19 protein-coding genes, 1 tRNA gene and 1 pseudogene are annotated in these 20,552 nt (G+C 58.4%); 6 read left to right on the top strand and 15 right to left on the bottom strand.

Translation table 11 applies throughout. The annotated features are described in order from the left end of the window. A partial coding sequence (locus tag NZ705_06565; GenBank protein ID MCS7292621.1) for a WecB/TagA/CpsF family glycosyltransferase occupies positions 1-364 on the top strand: 364 nt, incomplete at its 5' end. Between the two features lie 7 nt (positions 365-371). Here the strand turns inward: NZ705_06565 and NZ705_06560 are convergent. From NZ705_06560 to NZ705_06530, 7 genes and pseudogenes are all read right to left on the bottom strand, one after another. Beyond that, on the bottom strand, positions 372-1,571 hold the full coding sequence (locus tag NZ705_06560; GenBank protein MCS7292620.1) for an NAD(P)/FAD-dependent oxidoreductase: 1,200 nt from the start codon (positions 1,569-1,571) through the stop codon (positions 372-374). Between the two features lie 55 nt (positions 1,572-1,626). Then, positions 1,627-2,184 (bottom strand): annotated as a pseudogene (locus NZ705_06555) (heme-copper oxidase subunit III). Between the two features lie 52 nt (positions 2,185-2,236). Then, positions 2,237-3,886, bottom strand: a complete 1,650-nt coding sequence (ctaD, locus tag NZ705_06550; protein MCS7292619.1) for a cytochrome c oxidase subunit I — start codon at positions 3,884-3,886, stop codon at positions 2,237-2,239. Positions 3,887-3,914: 28 nt separating this feature from the next. Beyond that, positions 3,915-4,805: a cytochrome c oxidase subunit II gene (locus tag NZ705_06545; GenBank protein MCS7292618.1), complete on the bottom strand. Its 891-nt coding sequence runs from the start codon at positions 4,803-4,805 to the stop codon at positions 3,915-3,917. Positions 4,806-4,966: 161 nt separating this feature from the next. Next, positions 4,967-5,398 carry a DUF29 domain-containing protein gene (locus NZ705_06540; GenBank protein MCS7292617.1) on the bottom strand — a complete coding sequence of 144 codons (432 nt, stop codon included), beginning with the start codon at positions 5,396-5,398 and terminating at the stop codon, positions 4,967-4,969. Beyond that, complete coding sequence (locus NZ705_06535; protein MCS7292616.1) at positions 5,395-5,973, bottom strand: Uma2 family endonuclease; 579 nt, start codon at positions 5,971-5,973, stop codon at positions 5,395-5,397. The genes NZ705_06540 and NZ705_06535 overlap by 4 nt, the downstream gene beginning before the upstream one ends. A gap of 18 nt (positions 5,974-5,991) precedes the next feature. Beyond that, positions 5,992-6,065 (bottom strand) — tRNA-Pro (locus NZ705_06530). A gap of 102 nt (positions 6,066-6,167) precedes the next feature. Between NZ705_06530 and eno the strand changes: the two genes are divergently transcribed. Next, positions 6,168-7,466: a phosphopyruvate hydratase gene (gene eno / locus NZ705_06525; GenBank protein ID MCS7292615.1), complete on the top strand. Its 1,299-nt coding sequence runs from the start codon at positions 6,168-6,170 to the stop codon at positions 7,464-7,466. Here eno and NZ705_06520 read toward each other — a convergent pair. Beyond that, on the bottom strand, positions 7,463-7,600 hold the full coding sequence (locus NZ705_06520) for a photosystem II reaction center protein K (protein MCS7292614.1): 138 nt from the start codon (positions 7,598-7,600) through the stop codon (positions 7,463-7,465). The genes eno and NZ705_06520 overlap by 4 nt on opposite strands. 45 nt (positions 7,601-7,645) lie before the next feature. Further along, a complete protein-coding gene (locus NZ705_06515) occupies positions 7,646-8,533 on the bottom strand; it encodes a pentapeptide repeat-containing protein (GenBank protein MCS7292613.1) in 888 nt (295 codons plus the stop codon). 401 nt (positions 8,534-8,934) lie between these two features. Here NZ705_06515 and NZ705_06510 point away from each other — a divergent pair, with 401 nt between their 5' ends. Continuing rightward, a complete protein-coding gene (locus tag NZ705_06510) occupies positions 8,935-10,053 on the top strand; it encodes a response regulator (GenBank protein ID MCS7292612.1) in 1,119 nt (372 codons plus the stop codon). Here NZ705_06510 and NZ705_06505 read toward each other — a convergent pair. Beyond that, positions 10,050-10,370 carry a phasin family protein gene (locus NZ705_06505; protein MCS7292611.1) on the bottom strand — a complete coding sequence of 107 codons (321 nt, stop codon included), beginning with the start codon at positions 10,368-10,370 and terminating at the stop codon, positions 10,050-10,052. The genes NZ705_06510 and NZ705_06505 overlap by 4 nt on opposite strands. A 35-nt stretch (positions 10,371-10,405) precedes the next feature. Here NZ705_06505 and NZ705_06500 point away from each other — a divergent pair, with 35 nt between their 5' ends. Further along, a complete protein-coding gene (locus NZ705_06500; protein MCS7292610.1) occupies positions 10,406-10,873 on the top strand; it encodes a L,D-transpeptidase in 468 nt (155 codons plus the stop codon). Here NZ705_06500 and NZ705_06495 read toward each other — a convergent pair. Further along, on the bottom strand, positions 10,863-12,134 hold the full coding sequence (locus NZ705_06495) for a valine--pyruvate transaminase (protein ID MCS7292609.1): 1,272 nt from the start codon (positions 12,132-12,134) through the stop codon (positions 10,863-10,865). The two genes, NZ705_06500 and NZ705_06495, sit on opposite strands and share 11 nt — an antisense overlap. A 55-nt stretch (positions 12,135-12,189) precedes the next feature. After that, a complete protein-coding gene (locus NZ705_06490; GenBank protein MCS7292608.1) occupies positions 12,190-12,717 on the bottom strand; it encodes a DUF2808 domain-containing protein in 528 nt (175 codons plus the stop codon). A 238-nt stretch (positions 12,718-12,955) separates the two neighbouring features. Between NZ705_06490 and NZ705_06485 the strand changes: the two genes are divergently transcribed. Both NZ705_06485 and NZ705_06480 read left to right on the top strand, forming a co-directional pair. After that, a complete protein-coding gene (locus tag NZ705_06485) occupies positions 12,956-14,356 on the top strand; it encodes a serine/threonine-protein kinase (protein MCS7292607.1) in 1,401 nt (466 codons plus the stop codon). 61 nt (positions 14,357-14,417) lie between these two features. Continuing rightward, the gene (locus tag NZ705_06480; protein ID MCS7292606.1) at positions 14,418-16,001 is read left to right on the top strand and encodes a TolC family protein; all 1,584 of its coding nucleotides are present in this window, start codon (positions 14,418-14,420) and stop codon (positions 15,999-16,001) included. Here NZ705_06480 and asnB read toward each other — a convergent pair. The 3 genes from asnB to argC are packed head-to-tail and all read right to left on the bottom strand — an operon-like array spanning position 15,976 to position 20,552. Further along, entirely contained in the window at positions 15,976-17,898 is a 1,923-nt protein-coding gene (asnB, locus tag NZ705_06475; GenBank protein ID MCS7292605.1) for an asparagine synthase (glutamine-hydrolyzing), read from the bottom strand. The genes NZ705_06480 and asnB overlap by 26 nt on opposite strands. Continuing rightward, a complete protein-coding gene (locus tag NZ705_06470) occupies positions 17,899-19,494 on the bottom strand; it encodes a glycosyltransferase family 39 protein (GenBank protein MCS7292604.1) in 1,596 nt (531 codons plus the stop codon). It lies immediately after the preceding gene. Next, positions 19,494-20,552, bottom strand: a complete 1,059-nt coding sequence (argC, locus tag NZ705_06465; GenBank protein ID MCS7292603.1) for an N-acetyl-gamma-glutamyl-phosphate reductase — start codon at positions 20,550-20,552, stop codon at positions 19,494-19,496. Before argC ends, NZ705_06470 begins: the two co-directional genes overlap by 1 nt.

Here is a 20,552-nt window from a genome sequence, read left to right as displayed (position 1 = left end):
TCCCAACTTGGTGATTGCTGGTTACCATCACGGTTATTTCACCCCGGCTGAAGAGAACGCGCTTGTTGACGAAATAACTCAAAAACAACCGCGCTTGATTTTAGTTGCTTTGGGTGTGCCGCGCCAGGAATTGTGGATTTACCAGCACCGGCGTTGTTGTCCCCAAGCGGTTTGGGTCGGTGTGGGTGGCAGTTTTGACATCTGGGCTGGTGTGAAAAAACGGGCGCCTCGCTGGGTGCGACGGTTGTACCTGGAGTGGGCGTTTCGGCTGTATCAGGAACCCTGGCGCTGGCGACGGATGTTGGCCCTTCCCCAATTTGCCTGGCGCGTGTTGCTACCGGCCCTATGGGGGGGTGGTGGTTAAGCGGGCATTACGGACGCGCTGACATCACCGACGTGACCCAATCCAACCAGGGCGCAACCAGCCAATGCCACCCTACCTGCAAGCGGTGCTTGAGCGTTGGCAACCGCCACAAGTACACTAGCCGCCGTGCAATATAGGCCACCGGCCCCCGCAACTGTAACCCCAAGCCCGACAGCGCCGCATCTTCCTTCCCCAGCGTCAGCATTTCGCCGAGATGGAAATACTGGAAGGGCAAGAGCGAACGTCCCGTAGCCAACGCCCACAAGTTCCACGCCGCATAATCCGCCTGTTGGAACGCCGCCTGAGCGGTTCGGGGTACGGCGTGTCCTTGCTCATCCACACACGCGGCAATATCTCCCAACGCCAGTAACTGCGGGTAATCCGGCAACTGCAACGTCGGACGCACCACCAACCGGCCCTGGTCGTCATGCAGCGTCGGCAAATCGGCAATCCACCCCGGCGTCGTAATCCCAGCCGTCCAGACCACCAAATCCACCGGCAACACGTCCAACTGGTCTTTGTAGTGCAACGTAATGCTATCGGCTGTAATTTCCGTCACTGTGGTCGCCAGGTTCAGCCACACCCCGCGCCGTTCTAAAGCCGCCTGTGCCGCCTCCCGCGCAAAGGGAGAAAACGTTTTCAGAATTTCTTGCCCCCGTTCCACAATCCGCACCCGGCCTCGCGGTCCCAACTGGTCTGCTAATTTGCACGCCAACTCAACGCCGCTTGGCCCTGCCCCCACCACCACCACGCGGATGACCCCTTCCCGCGCCAGCAGGAGCCGCAACCGTTCCCGCAGCCGTTCCGCATCCGTCAGCGTGCGAAATTCCAGCGCATACTCTCGTAATCCTGGAATAGGCGGCTTTTGCGTTTTGGCCCCAACCGCCAACACCAAGTAATCGCCTGTGATGCTTTTGCCGTTGGCCTCTACCCGCCGTTGCACCAAATCCACCGTTTGTACGTTTGCTTGCTGGAACTGCACCGGCGTACCTTCCAGTAATTCCTCGTACGGGGGTGCCACCTCCCAACTCTGCATTTCCCCCGTCACCACCTCATACAGCAAGGGCGAGAACAAAAAATGCCGCTCGTCGCTCAGCAGCACAATCTCCGGGCGCGTGCTATCGGTCCACGGAAACTGGCAAAGGTTTAGCGCCGTGTACAGCCCGCCAAACCCACCCCCGACAATCACAATGCGACTTCCAGCCATGGGCCTGTACGTGAGCGACCAAGGCTATCCTAGCACTTGCGACCGGGGAGCGACTTCAGCCCACAAACGCCAAAACGTAAATCAGCACAAACAAAATCACCCAAATTCCATCTACAAAGTGCCAGTAAATTTCCGCCAGCGCCGGACCGACGTGTTTTTCCGCCGTGTAATGGTTAGGAATATACGACCGCCAGATCACCCCCAGGATTAACAGAATCCCCACCAGCACATGTAAACCGTGAAACCCCGTCATCACGTAGAAACAATTGGCAAACACATTCGTGGTCAACCCATACCCCAGCGTGAGGTATTCGTACACCTGACCTGCTAGGAAAATAGCCCCCATCAATGCCGTTAGCCAGTACCACTTGCGCAGACCCGCTACATCCCCCTTTTTGATCGCCACATCCCCGTAGTGGATCACAAAACTGCTCGAAACCAGGATGACGGTGTTGATTGCCGGTACCAGCAACTCCACTTCCGTATCCTCTGGGGGCCAGGCCGGAAATTCCGACCGAAAGATGAGAAACACGGCAAAGAGCGCCCCAAACATCAACAATTCCGACACCAGGAATGTCAGCAGGCCAAACACCCGCAAATCCTGATGTTCGTGCGCTACGGCCAATTCTGGAGTCGTCGGTGCCGTGGTCATTGCCTGTTTCCTCCTAACCCTGAACCGATGTTGCTTCTGCGTGGTGCATGCCGTAGTCATAGGGGCCATGGGTCACCACCGGCAACCGCTCCCAGTTTTCAATCAGCGGGGGAGAGTCCGTCGTCCACTCCAACGTCAACGCTCGCCAGGGATTACCGCCCGCCTTTGGCCCCCACCGCCAACTCCAAATGACGTTAATCAAAAACGGCACCACCGAAAACGCTAGGATATACGCCCCAATCGTACAGATTTGATTGAGCGTGGCAAATTGGGGGTCGTACATGGCCACACGCCGGGGCATCCCTTGCGTCCCCAAAACGTGCATCGGCAAGAACGTGATATTTGCCCCAATGATGGTCAGTAGAAAGTGGATTTTCCCCAACGTTTCATTCAGCATCCGGCCCGTCATTTTGGGGAACCAGTGATAAATCCCGGCGTACAAACCAAACACCGACCCCCCAAACAACACGTAATGGAAATGGGCCACAACATAGTACGTGTCATGGACATGCACATCCACCGGCGCTGTTCCTAATGTCACACCACTCAGCCCGCCAATCACAAACATAATTAACAGGCCCATCGCAAACAACATCGCACTGGTGTAACGAATCTTACCGCCCCACAGCGTAGCCGTCCAGCTAAAAATTTTCACCCCCGTCGGCACTGCCACAATCAGCGTAGAGATGGTAAAAAACATGCGCATCCAAGGTGGCGTTCCGCTGGTGAACATGTGGTGGACCCACACAAACAAGCCCACAAAACAAATCACCATACTGGAGCCGAGAATCGCCTTGTAACCAAAGATGGGTTTGCGGGCGTGGACAGGGATCACCTCCGACATAATCCCAAAGATGGGCAGTATCATCAAATAAACGGCTGGGTGCGAATAAAACCAGAATAAGTGCTGGTAAATAATCACATTCCCACCCGCATCGGGTTTGTAAAACGACGTGCCAAAGTTAATATCGAACAGCAACAGGATTAAACCGATGGCCAGCACCGGTGTCGATAGCAACGACAAAATGGATGTCGCCATCATTGCCCAGCAAAACAGCGGCATCTTATCCCAGGGCATACTCGGCACGCGCATTTTCACGATTGTCACGATGAAATTGACCGCCCCCAGGATCGAAGACGTCCCCGCCAGGATAATACTCAAACACCACATGGATTGAGCGGTGGGCGCTGTGATGAGGCTTAACGGTGGATAGGACGTCCAACCCGCCTGGGCGCCGCCAAACAGAAAACTGCCCAGGAGTAATAGACCCGCCGGGGGCAACATCCAAAACGCCAGCGCATTCAACCGGGGGAACGCCATATCCCGCGCCCCAATCATCAACGGCACCAAGTAATTCCCGAATCCCCCAATTGCCGCCGGCACAACCCAACCAAAAATCATGATGGTGCCGTGATTGGTCAGTAGCGCGTTGTAGAGATTTGGGTCAATCACGTCGGGATCCGGCGTGTAGAGTTCCGTGCGCATGACCACCGCCATCAATCCCGCGATCAAGTAAAAAATGAAGGAGAAAACCAGATACTGAATCCCGATGACCTTGTGGTCAGTGTTAAACGTGAAGTAGTGATACCATTTCCACGCTTTGGGATGCTGCGTGGCAACGACAGGTAAATCACCGGTAGCAGGGATTTGTACTTGAGCCATCGCTAACACCTCACAAGAAACAAGACAATTACTGACTAGTTTTAACGGCAACCATTTGAGACATATCAGGACGTTGAGCAATGAGATTCTCCGCTAACCATTTTTCATAGTCCTCCTGCGTGTGAACATAAACCCGTGTACGCATGGCCCCATGATACCCCCCGCATAACTCCGCACAAATTACTGGATATTCTCCTACCTTGGTTGCCGTAAACCGAAGTTCTGTGTTTTGACCGGGAATGGCATCCTGTTTCAAGCGGAATTGGGGCACCCAAAACGAGTGAATCACATCCGCTGATTTGATATTCAGTTGAATGTTTTTATTCACGGGGATGTGAAGTTCCCCTGATGTAATACCCTCTGGGTAATTGAAAATCCACGCGTATTGCATCCCCGTTACAGTCACGGTCACATCCGGTTCGCCGCTGCCTCCAAATCCATACTTGGCCTTAGATTCGGATGCTGGATTTGCCATCTCATGGCTAACCAACTGGCTCGTACCTGCCGGATGATGGTGGTGATGCCCCACCAGCAGGTGATTCCCGCCCGCGCCGCCCACAGCAAATCCCCCCATTTCCGCAAAGACCTGCACACTATACACACCTAGGACTATCACAATGACCGCTGGAATCATTGTCCAGTAGGCTTCCAGGGCAAAATCTCCCTCTAGGGGTACCCCATCCCCCTCATCGCCAGGCCGTTGCCGAAATTGAATGGCAAAGAAGATAACTGTACCCGCTACCAGCAGAAAGAGCGCCGTTGCAATCATCAACATCAGCTTGAAAAAGTCATCCACCAGGGGCGCTTGCAGCGAAGCCTGTTCTGGAAACAGGGAGACATGATTCCCTACCCATACAGCAATGACCGTGACCAGAACCCCGACCGTCAGCGTCCAGATAGAAGTCGGTATCCGTCCCATCGCTTGTCACCCCGTACCTGTCCCGGCAATACCGGTTGTAGCACAGCCGTTTCCGCGGGCCTGCAAAATCTCTAGGTATTTTTAAGATTGTCTTGTCTTGCCCCTGGGGAGAGCTGATCGAGGTTGTTGTCCAAGCCTTGCTGCTACAACCACAAGCGGTTCTATAGCTGTAAAACTTCTTCCAAGATTTGCTCTTGAGAAAAGGGACAGGATTGGGGCAAGGTTTCAGGGTCAAGGGGTGTTTCCTGACCAATCAAATCGAGCGCGTTTTCGTAACTGAGCTGGATGGCCTCGGCTAGGTAGGGCTTTAGGCTGGGATTCTCCTGCAGGTGACGACGAATTTCCCGCCGCTGTTCGCGGATAGTGTATAGCCAGCTTTTCGAGCGCCGCTCAGGTTGGTAATACCATTCCAGTAGGTGACCAAGTAAGATTTTCAAGCGACTGCGCAGTTCCTGTCGTTGTTGTTTGCCTAAGGATTCTATCTCCTCACTCAGGTTTTCTACATCGAGCAAATCAAACTTTCGCTCGCGGAGATAAGTCGCTTGCTGCTGCGTCCAGGCGTAGAAATCAGTTTCGTACAAATTCTGGGTCATAGGCCGCCAAACACGACATTCTCATAAAGTTCACTGAGATTCAGCAGGATGTTCACCGAGTCCAGGGGAATCGCTTGGGCTAAATCAGTGTAGATGGTCAACAACCACTGATGTTCGGCTTTTTTGGTGTATTGCTCGACATAGGGTTTGTTCTGGTCAATCAGCAGGTATTCCTGAAGGGTGGGAATCTGCCGATAATCAAGGAATTTAGCGCCCCGGTCGCGTTCCTCAGTTGACTCGGATAACACTTCTGCAATCAGCAACGGCTCCATAACCGTATCTCTACGGCCCTCCAAAAGGGGTACGGGTTTGGGAGTAATCATCACATCAGGATAATAAAAGGATTGGGTTTGGGGAATCCATAACCGCTGGTCTGTGATGAAAACCTGAAAGGGTTGACCCTTGAGCGCCAGACTCAAGATGACAGTTAAGGACCGAATGAGTTCGTTATGGGTTGTTGTGCCGCCCGCCATTGGGATTAAATCTCCTTGACGATACTCGTGCCGGAGTTCGGACGCCACTTCTTGGGCGAGATATTCTTCGGGCGTCAGTTTTGTTTCTAGGACAGTGCTCATGGTCACTTAGGAACTCAATCGGGATGACAGGATTTGAACCTGCGACCCTCTGCTCCCAAAGCAGATGCGCTACCAAGCTGCGCTACATCCCGCCAATCTCAATCTTAACCCAGTGATGCTTGAGATTTGGTAAAGTTCCAGCAAAAGGTTTGGGAATACCCCTAGGATGCAAATGGAGCTTGAAGGAGTTGCCAATGGCTGTACTCGCTGCGACCACGATTGACAGTATCCGCGCCTGGGAGGTGCTCGATTCGCGGGGGCGTCCGACGCTGGCGGTGCAGGTGAATTTGGCCGATGGGGACGTGGGAGTGGCCATGGTGCCAAGTGGAGCCTCAACTGGGACGTTTGAAGCGCACGAACTGCGCGACGGGGACCCGCAACGCTACGGTGGGGCTGGGGTGCTCAAGGCGGTTGCCAACGTGATGGAAGTGATCGAGCCGGAATTGCTGGATTTGGACGCGACGGACCAACAAGGGATTGACCAGACGCTAATTGACCTGGACGGAACGCCCAACAAGAGTCATCTGGGGGCCAATGCCATCCTGGGGGTTTCCATAGCAGTAGCAAAGGCGGCGGCCAATGCCCTGGGGCTGCCCCTGTACCGTTATCTGGGGGGACCGCTGAGTAGTGTCTTGCCAGTGCCGCTGATGAATGTGCTCAACGGCGGTGCCCACGCCGATAACAACCTGGATATTCAGGAATTCATGATTGTGCCAGTGGGCGCGCCCAATTTCCGGGAAGCCCTGCGCTGGGGAGCCGAAGTATTTGCCACGTTGAAAAAGGTGTTGAAGGAGAAAAAGCTGAGCACCGGTGTAGGAGATGAGGGCGGCTTTGCGCCCAACTTGGGTTCCAATCGGGAGGCGCTGGAGCTGCTGGTACAGGCGATTGAACGGGCGGGTTACAAACCAGGTGAGCAAATTGCCCTGGCCTTAGATGTGGCGGCGAGCGAGTTCTACCAAAATGGTCAGTACACTTACGATGGGCAAACTCGCAGCCCCCAAGAGTTAATGGACTATCTGGCGGAGCTGGTGCAGAACTACCCGATTGTTTCCATCGAAGATGGTTTGGCTGAGGACGACTGGGACCACTGGCGCCGGCATACCCAGCAACTGGGGAACCGCGTGCAACTGGTGGGCGATGACCTATTTGTGACCAATCCCATGCGCCTGCAAAAAGGCATTGACCTAGGAGTGGCCAACGCCATTCTCATCAAGCTCAACCAGATCGGTACGGTGACAGAAACCCTGCGCACTATGCAGCTTGCAATGCGCCACAGTTACCGCTGCGTGGTGAGTCATCGCTCCGGGGAAACGGAAGATACCACCATCGCCGACCTAGCCGTGGCCACCAATGCCGGTCAGATCAAGACGGGTTCCCTGTGTCGCAGTGAACGGGTCGCCAAGTACAACCGGCTTCTGGAGATCGAAAATGAGTTAGGCAACCAGGCGATTTACGCTCCCCAGGTGGGACTTGGCCCGCAACCCCGGCGTTAGCGAAACCCGACGGCGGCCTGCCACACAAACGCCAGTAACAGAAACAAGACTGGGATGACAGGCAAGACATCCACAAGGGGGTCAAAAATGGCGTAGGCTTCCGGGAGTTTGGCCAACAACAGCAGCAGGTCCATAGTCCACAGCAATAAGGTGTCCCTCCTAGCTTACCACCTAGGGGACTAGGTGCGGATCGAACCGTCGGGCATCTTGGCGCCGCTCAAATCCACCCCCGCGAGCGTTGCTCGGCCCAAATTGGCCTTGGTCAAATCGGCTCCACTCAAGTCCGCTCCGCTCAAGTTGGCCTGGGAGAGATTCGCCCCACTCAAGTTGGCCCCCTCCAAGCAGGCGCCGCTGAAGTTGGCTTGACTCAAGTTGGCCCCTGATAAATCCGCTCCCTGTAAACAAGCTCCCACAAAAATCGCGTTGTTCAAAATTGCACCGCTGATGGTCTCCCGGCGGACGTTGTTACTGGCGTTGAGAATGATCCCCCGCAAATCAGCTCGTATTAGGATCACCCGTGTCATGCAAGCCCGGGTGAGATTGGCCTCGGTGAAGTTGGCCCCGCTGAGATTGGCTTCGCTGAGCAACACCCGCGTCATAGTGGCTTGGGCCAGGTGGGCGTCTTTCAAATTGCACCCGCTCAGGTCAGCGCCGCTGAAATCGGCCCCCTGCAAGTTAATACCCCGCAGATTCGCACCCCGCAGGTTCACTCGGCTGAGATTACACCCGTCCAAAACCGGCGCATTCAGCGTGGCTTCGCTCAGGTCAGCGCCGCTCAAATTCGCCCCGCTGAGATTGGCCCAGCTCAAGTCTGCGCCGCTGAGGTTGGCCCCGCTCAAGTTGGCCTCTTGTAAATCCGCCTGGATGAGCTTGATTTTGGTACAGTTGCAAAGACTCAGATTCGCGCCCCGCAGACAAGCGCCACTGACATTGCTCCACGTGAGATCACACCCCTGCAGGTTAATCCCGCTGAGGTCCATGTGAATCAACACCGCTTCACTCAGGTTAAGCCGCCCGAAGTCCCGTCTGCCCTGTCGGTAGTGGCGCAACAGCTCTTCCGGCTCCATCCATCATCCCCTCTAGCATAGTCAGCGCATCGCTTCCACCACCCTAGCAGATTCTGCAATCGCCGTCGGTGCTAACCATCACCTTGTGAGATTACGGATTTGTGTCGGATTACGAATTTGTTCACAAAATTTTAAGCCGAATACCAAACAAAAATTGTACTATTTTTGTTAGTACACCAGAAGCGTACTAGGCCGAATGGAAAACTTTCTGGGGCCAAGGTTTCATAGAAAATTGCTCGATACAGTCACCGGAATTGCGGGAGTGTGCGGAACCGGATTTTACGGAGGTTCGGTGAGCTTGCGGTAGGAGCGGAAATATTCTTTAGCTAAATTAAAATCACTCGCTAAATCGTAAGATTTGCACACGATTGAGTCTATCTTGCGTAGGGAGCTGTAGGGCGATGGAACAGGAGCAGTTGCGCAGGGCGCTTTTCGGAACGAAACAGGAGCAGGGCACAGGGTGCTGGGCGGTGACGCTCGGGCAAGTGGTCTGGCGGTTTTATCTGTTCTTGGGCCGGTTGGTCTATGCGACGGGGGGTGTGCATCCAGTGCGACGGTGGCGGCGCTTATGGCCCCAGTATTGCCCCAACTACACGCCGGCGCCCCAGCGAGTGGAGACTGGCATCCCTTGGGATTACCACCTGGTGGCCCAAGCAGTGACCCACGGCGCCATGACCAAGGAACAGGCGCAGGCCTACGTACAGGCATGGTCCCAGGCGACGTTGTTGGAGTGTCTGACGACCTGGCGGGCGGGAGAGATGCAGTTGCAGTGGCTGGCGCAGCAAACGCTCCCGCAACGCTGGATGCTGGTGCACGTGGATTACTGGTGGGAGGAGGTGCAACCCCTGTTTCGCCGCTGGCTGGCGGCGGGGGGCATTCGGTGGGAGCAAGCGCCTGTAATTGACCGGCGGGGGCAGCTCAAGAATTTGGTGTCGCCGGCGGCCTACCAGCAGTTGACGCAGGTGTTGGACGGGCAATCCACGTTTTGGGACATCGCCCAGCGGGTGGGACGGCCTGTAGAGCAGGTAGCGGCTTCCTTGCGCTCGTTGATTCACGATGCGGTGGTGATCCTGAAGGACGTCCCCGATTTACCCGCACCGGTGGTCCAGGTGGTGACGCCGCGCCCACCTCGTCCAGTGATTGCCTGTATTGACGACAGCCCGCTGGTGGCCCAAGCCCTGCGGCCAATCCTAGAACCCTTGGGCTACCAGGTCTGGGGGGTGACGGACCCCCTGCGCTCCCTGTCGCAACTCCTGCAGCGACAGCCGGTGTTGATTTTCCTGGACCTGGTGATGCCGGAGACGAACGGCTACGAAGTCTGCGCCTTCCTGCGCAAGTCGGCGGCCTTTCAACGGACACCCATCGTCATCCTGACGGGGCAAGGAACGGTGATCGACCGGGTACGGGCCAAACTCTGCGGCGCGAGTGACTTCCTGGCGAAACCACCGGTGGCGGAGCGGGTAGTCGAGGTGGTGCAAACCTTGTTGCCTCAGGCATCGCCGTTGGCCGCCGCCAGCTAGTGCCACAGCCGGTTTTCCAAATCCCGAACTTGCCGTTCCAGGCGGTCAATCCGTCCTCGCAGCTCGTCCACTTCACGCTGGCTGGCCAGGCCCAATTCCCGGAGCACGTCCTGCATCTGGCGACGCAGGCGCGTTTCCCAGTCGGCGCCCTGGGTCAGCCGCCCTACTAGCTCATTGAGCAAGGCCGTAGCCTGGTCGGGACGCAGCCGCCCGGTTTGCACCCATTCGTCGCTCACTTCCCGCACCTTGTCCACCACCAGCGATGTGGCGCCGATGCCCAGCAGCAGCAATTGCCGCAACAAATTGTCCTGTTCCATAATCGGGGATGAGGGTACGGTTCCTATTGTGACAGATGGGCTGGCGGCGACGGATCGGGGTGCTGGTTCTGGCTGGTTGGATGGGGAGTCATGGCTGGGTCGTAGCGGCGGAACCCCTGCGGTTGGAGCTGGTGCTGCATCAACGGCAACTCTACGTTTGGCGGGGGAATCGCCTGGTGCGTCGCTATCCCGTGGCGGTGGGCAAGCCCGGTTGGGAGACACCTCAGGGAGACTTTGTGGTGGAAACGAAGGTGAAAGACCCGGTCTGGCAAAGTTTTACCGATAACCGGCAACTCCCGGCCCGCCATCCCCGCAACCCCCTCGGACGTCACTGGATTGGGTTTTGGAGCGACGGCGTGGACGCGATTGGGTTCCACGGCACTCCTTACCCGGAAACGATTGGCCGAGCCGTCAGCCACGGCTGTGTACGGATGCATCCCCACCACATCGCTGAGCTGTTTGAGTGGGTGCAAATTGGCACGCCTGTGCGGGTTAGACCTTGACCGGCAAGCGCTGATAGACGCGGCGCACCACCTGCGTCAACCGTTCAACCCCCCGTTCGATTTCAGTCATCGTAGCGGTGAGACTGATGCGCAGGCACTGGCGGGTGTGGGGCCATTCCTGACGCAGACCAGGGAAAAAGGTGTGACCAGGGACGACAATCACGCCGACCTGCTTGAGGGCTTGGTACAGCTCCCAATCGCTGATGGGCAAGTCCCGCAGCCAGAGCCAAGCAAATACTCCGCCTTCCCCCCGGTGCAAAAACCAGGGCAGGTCGTTGGGCAATCCCGCCCGTAACCCCGCCGCCAGGACGTCGAACTTGCGCTGGTAGTGGGGCCGGATCACCGTTTCCGATAGGTGGGCCAGTTTCCCAGAGCGAATCGCCTGGGCCGCCAGGGCTTGCCCGTACCGCGAGGCATGGATGCAGGCGTTGGTGAGAAATCCCTCCAGCACCCGCAGGATGTGCTCGTCGCCGAGAGCGATCCCTACCCGTTCCCCCGGCAGCCCCGCCTTGGACAGGCTGATGCAATGCACAATGTTAGGGGCAAACACGGGCGTCATGGGGGTAAAGTTCAGGGCCGGATAGGGCGCGGCGTAGGCCGAATCAATAAACACCGGAATATCCCAGCGGGCCGCTAACGCCGCAATTTGCCGCACCTCCGTTTCCGACAGCACATTCCCCGTCGGGTTGCAGGGGCGGGAAAAAATCACGCAGCCGGTGTGGTCGTCAAAATGCAGCTGGTCGAAATCAGGCCGGTATTTGAACGCATGGGCTTGCTCGTCCACTTCCAGCGTCGGTCGCACCGCCCGCAAGGACTCCGGCACCAGGCAAATTCCCCCATAACCGGTGTAGTCAGGACTCAGGGGCAGGACAATCTCTCGACCCACCCCCCCAAAGGCATTCGCCGCAAAAAAGTACAGCGACTGGCTCCCTGGCGTCACCAGCACGTTGCGGGGAGTCAGCGACAGCCCGTAGCGCTGGTTAAAATCCGCCGCCACCGCCTCAAGCAAGGGCTGGTATCCCTGGCTAGCGCCGTAGCGACAGACCACCTCGCCGTAATCGTCACTCGCCAGCAGGGCTTGGGTGCAATCCCGCCACAACTGTTCCACCTCTGGCAAGATGACGGGGTTGCCCGCGCTGAGGTTGATTAAATCCTCGCCCGCCCGCGCCTGGAGCGTTTCGACAATGTCTTTCATAATAGCCCGCACTCCCGTCAGCCGGGTCATGGTGGCGCCAAAGTCACTCAGTCGCGGGTTGAGCATGAGCAACGACACCAAGGCCAAATACTGCTTATTTTAGCCTATCGCCGCGGGTACCCTAGTTGGAACTCACCATGATCACCCAGGTGCCCACCGGTCGCGGTAGGGGAATGTCCCCTGGGCTGAGCACCCGCAGGTTGAAAAAAAACATCCCAATATTGCGGGGATTGCGCACATTCGACAGGATGATTTCTATCGGGGTATCCGCCGGCACCGGCTCAGCAAGGGCAATCCGCAGTTCCCGGTTCTCCCGGTCCCACACCACCTCCCCGATGCGGAATTTCTGCCGGGTACGGCTGCGTACCACTTCCACCGCCTTGGGGTCAAATTCACCTCGGAAGTTCTCGGGATAGCTGATGTAGTACTCAGCCACGGCGACCCGCTGGCGGGGCACTTGCAGGTAATAGCGGTCCCAGTCGCCAATCCGGCCCGAGTCGGCGCTGTAGCGCAGTTCTTTCTTAGGCCCGCCCCAGAGCGTCCAACCCGACCCCTGTGCCCGCAGGATACCGGGCGGCAAGAGAACGACAAACCCCGCCACCAGGCCAAGTAGCCATCGTTGTCCCATGGGTTTGGCTGCCTCCATCATGTCATTGCTGATTGATCCTAACACCACCTCCGAAAGTTCCCGCCTTAGGCAAATTTCCCAAGATGCAGGGACCGGGAGTTGGACTAAACTGGAGTAGGACTGTTGCGAAACTTGTGCATCCCCAGTGAGCTACTGTTTTAACCCAACCTGCACTCGCCCCCAGAATCCCGAGGGTGCCTTGACCTGTAGCAACTGCGGGGCCAGTCTTATCCTGACACACCAGGGCCGCCGATACCGGATGAAGAAATGCCTAGGTTATGGCGGGTTTGGGGCCACGTTTTTGGCGGTGGAGGAAAACCTACCGGGACGCCCGCTTTGCGTGATCAAGCAACTGCGCCCGCCCGTGGACAACGCCAACGACCCTATCTACCAGATGGCGAAAGAACTGTTTGAACGGGAGGCGGAAATTTTGGGGCGTTTGGGGAATCACCCCCAGTTGGCCAGCCTGCGGGACTACTTCACCGAAGCGCCCTACTTCTACATGGTGCAGGAATTTATTGACGGGCAGACGCTCCAGGCGGAGGTGCGGGAAAAGGGTCCCTACGAGGAAGGGGCGGTGAAGTTGTTTTTACGGCAGATACTTCCAGTTTTGCAGTACATCCACCAGCAGGGGGTCATCCACCGGGACATCAAACCGGCCAACATTATCCGGCGCAAAGCCGATGGGGCCTTGATTTTGATTGATTTTGGCGCCGTGAAGCAAGTAGGACAGATTCCCACCGATGCGGAGAATGAACTCACCCAGTTTGCCATTGGCACCGCCGGTTACGCGCCCCCGGAGCAACTGTCTATGCGTCCGGTCTATGCCAGTGACATCTATGCGTTAGGGTGCACCTGCCTATATCTCCTGACGGGCAAATCCCCTAAGGAGTTGGAAACTGACCCCCAAACTGGGGAAATTCGCTGGCGGCAACACGTGCGGGTGAGCGACGCCTTTGCCCAGGTGCTGGACCGGATGCTGGCCATTTCCCTTAAGCAACGCTACGCCACCGCTAACGCTGTCCTGCGCGCTTTGGACCTGGAACCCTATTACGACACTCTGGCTCAGGGGCGGCGCGCCGCTGCGACTCCACCGCCTTCTCCTGCCCTGCCGGAACCACTGAGTGATCCAGAAAGCCATCTGAGTCGTCTAGCGGCGGCCATTCGCGCCCGCAAGGCTCGGGCCACACCCATCGAGACGGGGGGGGCAGAAAGCACAAGGCTTAGCCCCGCCCAGTTTAAGCAGGCCCTGCGCCAGGGGAGAAAGGATTTTGCCGGCTACGATTTGCGGGGGTACGACCTGCAGGGTCAGGTCATGGTGGGCTGTATTTTGACAGGGGCGATTTTAGCCAACGCCAATTTGCGCGAGTGCATTTTAGAAGAAGCGAATTTGGGGCGAGCGAATCTCCAAGGGGCCAACCTCCAACGGGCTAACATGCATAAGGCGTATCTCAGCTTTGCTAATCTCCAAGGGGCGGACCTGCGCAACGCTGATTTGACGGAAGCCTACCTGCGCAATGCCAACCTGCGGGATGCCAACCTGTGTGGGGCAAACCTGGAGGGGGCGCTGGTGGCGGAGGAACAACTAGCGATGGCCCGCACGAATTGGGCAACCAAATTACCGGTAGGCATGCGCCGGGGTACCTGGTGGCCCCTATAGCTGGATTGTCAAGTCCAGAACCTAGGGGCTATGGTGGAAGGCGGGTGGTGTGAGAAGCAAAATGCCTGGGAAACCCGTGCGCTGGTGGCTCGGTGGTCTATTAAGTGCGAGCTTTTGGGTGGCTGGTGTGGGATTGCGAGCAGAACCGACAACCCGAGAAGCCCAACGGCCTGGTCAGGTACCAGGATTGCCCGATTTACCTGCCGTGACCCCTGTACCGCCCAATTCTCCTGGCGCTCAAGATTTTCGCAATTTACCCCCCTTGCTAGCGCCCTTACTGCCGAATGAAAATCCCCTGGCGACGCCCACGCAACCGGCAGAAGTGGAAATTAAAACCACCCAAGCCTTGACCCTACAACAGGCGTTGGAACTGGCGGCCCGCACCAACCGCGAGTTACAGGCAGCCCGTGCCCAGATTGAAGCGGCGCGAGCGGGATTGCGGCAGGCGCAGGCGGCGTTATTTCCTAGCCTCACGTTTCAGTCCAATTTCCAGCGCAGTGAATCGGCCCAAGCGGAAATCTCAGACCGGGTACGGGCGCAGGCGGTAGGCCCCCTGGGGACGTTGCTCCGTCCAAGCCGGAGTGATGGGCCTTCGACCACCTGGGATGGGACGTTGCGCTTGACCTACAGCATCTACGCGGGTGGACAACGGGGCGCACGGATTCAACAGGCCCAAGAACAATTGCGCCAGGCGGTTTTGAATGGGGTGCGGGTGGCCCAGGAGGTGCAACTGGCGGTGACCAACGCCTACTACGACCTGCAAAACGCCGATGCCCAGGTGGCAATTGCCCAGTCAGCGGTGCGCAACGCGGAGGTGAGCTTGCGGGATGCCCAGGCCCAGTTGCGGGCGGGCGTAGGGACCCAGTTTGCCGTGTTGCAGGCCGAGGTGCAGTTAGCCAACGCGCGTCAACAGCTGGCCAATGCCCAGCGGGACCAAGCAGTGGCCCAGCGGAATTTGGCGCAGCTTCTTAGTCTAGGCGACCAGGTGACCGTGACCGCCGCCGACCCCATTGAAGTAGCAGGGGTCTGGACCTTGTCTTTAGAAGAGAGTATCCTACGGGGGTTCCAGCAGCGACCAGAATTGTTCATCCCCCTATCCCAGCGACGGTTCCAGCAGGCGCAGCGGGAACTGGCTCTGTCCGGGATTCGCCCTAACATCGCCCTGTTCGCCCAAACCGATTTCCTGCGGTTTTTTGAGAGTCCCGCCAATCTAGACCGGGGTGGTTTCGGCCAGGGTTACGCTGTGGGTCTGCAGTTCAGTGTGACGTTGTTTGACGGGGGAGCGGCACTTGCTGGCGCGCGCCAGGCTGAAGCCAACATTGCCGCGGCGGATATTAACTATGCCAACGTGCGTAACCAAGTGCGGTTCCAAATCGAGCGGGCCTTGAGCGACCTGCGGGCCAACGAAGCCAATATCAAGACCGCGGCTTTGGCGCTCGAACAGGCCAACGAAAGCCTGCGGCTGGCGCGGTTGCGGTTTCAGGCGGGGGTGGGCACGCAAACCGACGTGATCAACCAGGAAAATGCCCTGACTCAGGCGCAGGGGAACCTAGTCAACGCCGTGCTGGGCTACAACCGGGCCTTGGCGGCTCTTAAACGCGCTGTGGGCGACCCCCCCTTCAGCTTTGGTGCGCCGGCGAACTGAGCCACGCCTGCACCATCAGCACCGGCCACAACAGCGCTTGCCAATTGGCTACTCCCGCTAGGTGCTCCTGCCACTTTTGTTGAATCGCGGGAACATCCCAGTACCCCTGCTGGTGTAATCGCTGGGGACGCAATAGCTCTTCGGCCCAATCCCGCAACGGCGGCGTGCGTAGCCATTCCCCCAGCGGCAGGACAAACCCTTGTTTCGGGCGCTCGAGCAGTCGGGGCGGGACGTAACGATAGAGCACCTGGCGCAGTATCCACTTGGTTTGGTTCCCCCGCACCTTGTAGGGCAGCGGCAATCGCCCAGCCAGCGCCACCACCTGGGGGTCGAGATAGGGCGCTCGGGATTCTAACCCCACCGCCATCGTGGCCCGGTCCACCTTGACCAAGATGTCGTCGGGCAACTCCATGAGCGCATCGGTCAGCATCAGCAGGGGAATCACACCCCACGATGCAGGAAACTGTTCAGCCAGTTGCTCAAAAACCGTGGTGGGCAGGGGTTCAGTGGTGGGGATCAAGGGCGATGCCAGCCAGCGGGCCATTAGGTGCCGGTAGAGCTTGGTTGGATGGGATTCCCCCAGCGCGGCGACCAGGCGAGCTACATTGTCCGCTAAGGAATAGTAAGGGGTGCGCAGGCGGTGATTGAGCCGCTCCACTGGCAGCCGTTGCAACGCCTGAGCCAAGGATTGGCGTATCTTGGGGGGCAACCAACCCAGCGACCGCCAAATCCGGCGCGCATAAACATACTGGCGGTAACCCCCAAACAATTCATCGCCCCCATCGCCCGACAAGCTCACCGTCACGGATTGGCGCGTCAGTTCGGCGACCAAAAAAGTGGGGATTTGGGAATTGTCGGCAAACGGCTCGTCATAAATCTGGGGCAGTTTGGGAATGACCGCCATCGCCAACGCGGGCGTGGTGATTAACTCGGTGTGGTCCGTACCCAGGTGCTGCGCCACCCGTTTGGCCCAGGGCGCTTCGTTGTAGGCCACTTCGGTAAACCCAATCGTAAAGGTTTTGACCGGCTGGGGCGACTGCTTTTGCATTAGGGCGACAATTAGCGATGAGTCAATCCCCCCCGACAAAAACGCCCCCAGCGGTACATCCGCCACCATTTGTTCCCCCACCACCTGCGTGAGCAATTCATCCAAGACCTGCACGGTAGCCGCCGGTGAGAGACGCCAGGGTTCCTGGCTAGGAGCGACTACATTCACCAGCGACCAGTAGGGTTGGGGTTCCGGGCGATGGTGGGGGTTCTCCAGGCGCAACCAGGTGCCCGGCGGCAACTTGTAAATGTCCTGGTAAATGCTGTAGGGGCTGGGAATGTAGCCATAGCGCAAAAACACATCCAGCGCTGGCCGGTGCAGTTCCCCTCGCCAACCTGGACTACACCGCAGCGCTTTTAATTCCGATGCAAAAACAAAGCCCGTTGCCGTCCACCCGTAGTAAAGCGGTTTTTCTCCCATCCGGTCCCGCGCCAGGTACAGGCAGCGTTCCTGGGCGTGCCAAAAAGCAAACGCGAACATTCCCCGGCATTTTTGCAAACAGGTCTCGATCCCCCACCGCTCCAGCCCTGCTAGCAACACTTCCGTATCGGTCTGGCTCTGGAACCGGTCGCCCTGGGCGGTCAATTCCCGGCGTAATTCCCGGTAGTTGTAAATTTCCCCGTTCAAAACCAGCACATTGCCCGCCGCTGACTGCATGGGTTGCGCTCCCTGTGGCGACAAGTCCAGGATGGCCAAACGTCGGTGTCCCAAGCCCAATTGCGCCGTCTCATCCACCCACACGCCCTCCCCGTCCGGCCCACGATGGGCGAGCGTTGCGGTCATCTGGCGTACAGCCAGCCCAAGAGTCGCCGCTTGTTTATGCAACCACAACCCGGCAATGCCACACATCTATCTATTGGCCCGCGCCTGCACCAGTCGCCAGCCCTCGTACACCGCCACCACCCGATAACGCCGGCGTGGTTGCAGCGTCAATCCCGGTTGCACCCAGGCCCAGTCTCCCGGGGGGAGCGCCGCCGCTTCCGGATACCACCGGCCCAGATGGGGCGTGTAAATGCTCAGCAAAATTTGCGCCTCATCCCCTTCCCCTTGCCGTACGAAATGAACCCGCTCCTGAGCCAAGACCGTTGCTACCGGTTCCTGTTGCAAGAACGCCTTCACCTCAGGGCGGTAGTTCCCCACCAGTCCCATGCCGCCCAAGAGCGCCAGCGTCAACCACGGCCCCGCCACTGTCAACAGGAACCACACCCGCACCCCCGGCCACACCTGGCGCCAGCGATACCGAACCAACCAGCACACCGGCAGTAGCGCCCAGCTCACCCCCAACGCCAACGCCGGCCAGCGGTAGAGTGTGACCTCCTCCGGCGCCTGCGCCACCAAACGGGGGTACAGCACGGTGGTCAACAGCACCAGCGTCCCACCCAGCACACCCAGCCCATAGGCCCATGTCTGCGCCACCCAACGACGTTTGGCAATGCCGGCAAACATCCAACCGGTGCGTACCAGCCCCAGCCCCGCCCACAGCGACAGCCAGGGCAACAACGCCAGACTGTAGTGGGGCAACCGTGTGGAAATGGCGCTCAAGCCCACCAACCCCACCAGCGGATACCCCACCAGTAAACTGCGTCTAGCAGCGGGAATCGCCGGCAGCCCCACCAGCGCTAGCAACGGCCACGGGAACCCCTGCACCGGTAGATTCCACAGGTAATATAGCGGCCCGTTCCCCTGGCGCGTCCGTACCACCGCCCGTCCCACGAATCCCACTAACGCCTGTAGGGGTTGCCAGCCATCTTTGACGGTAACCAGAGCCAGCCAGATGAGCATCGGCGCTGCGCCTAGTCCCACCCCGGCCCACAGCCAAGGATTGCCCCAATGCCTGTGCCGTTTCCGTTCCAACCACAGGTAAGGCAGCAGCGCGAACAAGGGAATCAATCCCATCGCACTGCGCAGGATCAATCCCAATCCCAGACACACCCCCGCTCCCAGTCGCCAGCGATTCGCCTGCTTGGGGGATTCTTCCGCCTGCACCAATGCCCACACACCGACGACCCCTAGCATCACCGTGAGCACATCCGGTGTCGCCTGCCGACTGTAGGAAAACCACAGGAAGTGCAGATTGAGCAACAACGCCCCCCACCAGGCTGCCGCCGGCGCCACCAACCGTTTCCCCAGGTCGTACAGCGTCAACGTCGTCACCACACTGGCCAGTAGAGATGGCAGCCGCGCCGTCCATTCACTCAGCCCCGCCAGTTGAAAAACCGTTGCCAGCACCCAGTAAAACCCCGGCGGTTTGTGGTAATGCACCGCATCCCAGGAGCGCGGCACCAGCCAGTCTCCCGATACAAGCATCCCCCGCGCCCGCCAGACGTACAACCCCTCGTCGTAGGGCAAAAAACTCTGCTCCGGCCCGCGCCAGACCAGTAACGGCAAGACCAGCGCCAACAACGTTACGTAGGGTAGCCAAGCACGCCAGCGCACCAGGGGCATCAGGGGTAGAAACTCAACTGGGGCAGTCCGAGCGTTTCCGGCCAACCCCGACTGATATTTAGACATTGTACTGCTTGTCCTGCCTGACCCTTAATCAGGTTGTCAATGGCGCTCATCACCACCACCCGGTCGGTATGGGTGTCCAACTCCAGCCCGATGTAGCACATGTTGGTTCCGCAAGCCCATTTGGTTTGGGGATACACCCCCGGCGGCAGCACCCGCACCCACGGTTTCCCTCGGTAAAACGCCTGGTAAATCATCAGCAAATCTTCCGTAGTCAGACCTGGGTCGCGCATCTGGGCATAAACCGTCGCCAGGATGCCCCGTACCATCGGCACCAGATGGGGGGTAAATTGCACCTTCACCGGCTGACCCGCCAAATCCGCACAGACTTGTTCAATTTCTGGACGATGCCGATGCCGCGCCACCCCATAAGCCGCCACTGACTGGTCCGCTTCCGCCAGGAGTAGGTGAGTCTTCGCCTGCCGCCCGCCCCCCGACGTTCCCGATTTCGCGTCAATCACAATACTGTCCCACACCACCAACCCCTGGCGCAGCAGCGGGGCCAACGCCAGCAAACTCGCCGTCGGGTAACAGCCTGGACATCCCACCAAACGGGCATCCACCAGGGCGTCCCGGTACAGTTCCGGCAGGCCGTACACCGCCTTGGCTGCGACCTCCTTATCGCTGCGTTCGATGCCGTACCAAGTTTGATAGGTTTGCAAATCCCGAAACCGGTAGTCGGCGGATAAATCCAACACCTGACAGCCGGCAGCCAGCAAATCCGGCACCAGTTTCGGAGCGACGCCATTGGGCAGCGAAAGAAACACCACCTGCGCCTTGCGGGCAATGACAGAGACATCCACCGGCTCGACGACCCGATGCAACCGGTGACCCAGGTGCGGGTAAATATCGGCGTATTCTTGCCCCGCGCTCGTATCGCCCCCCAGGTACACCAACTCCAGGTGCGGATGTTCCAGCAGCAGGCGCACAAGCTGTAACCCGCCATAACCGGATGCCCCCACCACCGCTACCGGAACCTTGGTCGTCTCCGTCAC

The sequence above is a fragment of the Gloeomargarita sp. SKYB120 genome (assembly GCA_025062155.1).
Classification (GTDB): domain Bacteria; phylum Cyanobacteriota; class Cyanobacteriia; order Gloeomargaritales; family Gloeomargaritaceae; genus Gloeomargarita.
Note: the sequence above shows the minus strand (reverse complement) of the source record. Positions and strands in the feature narration are given on the sequence as shown.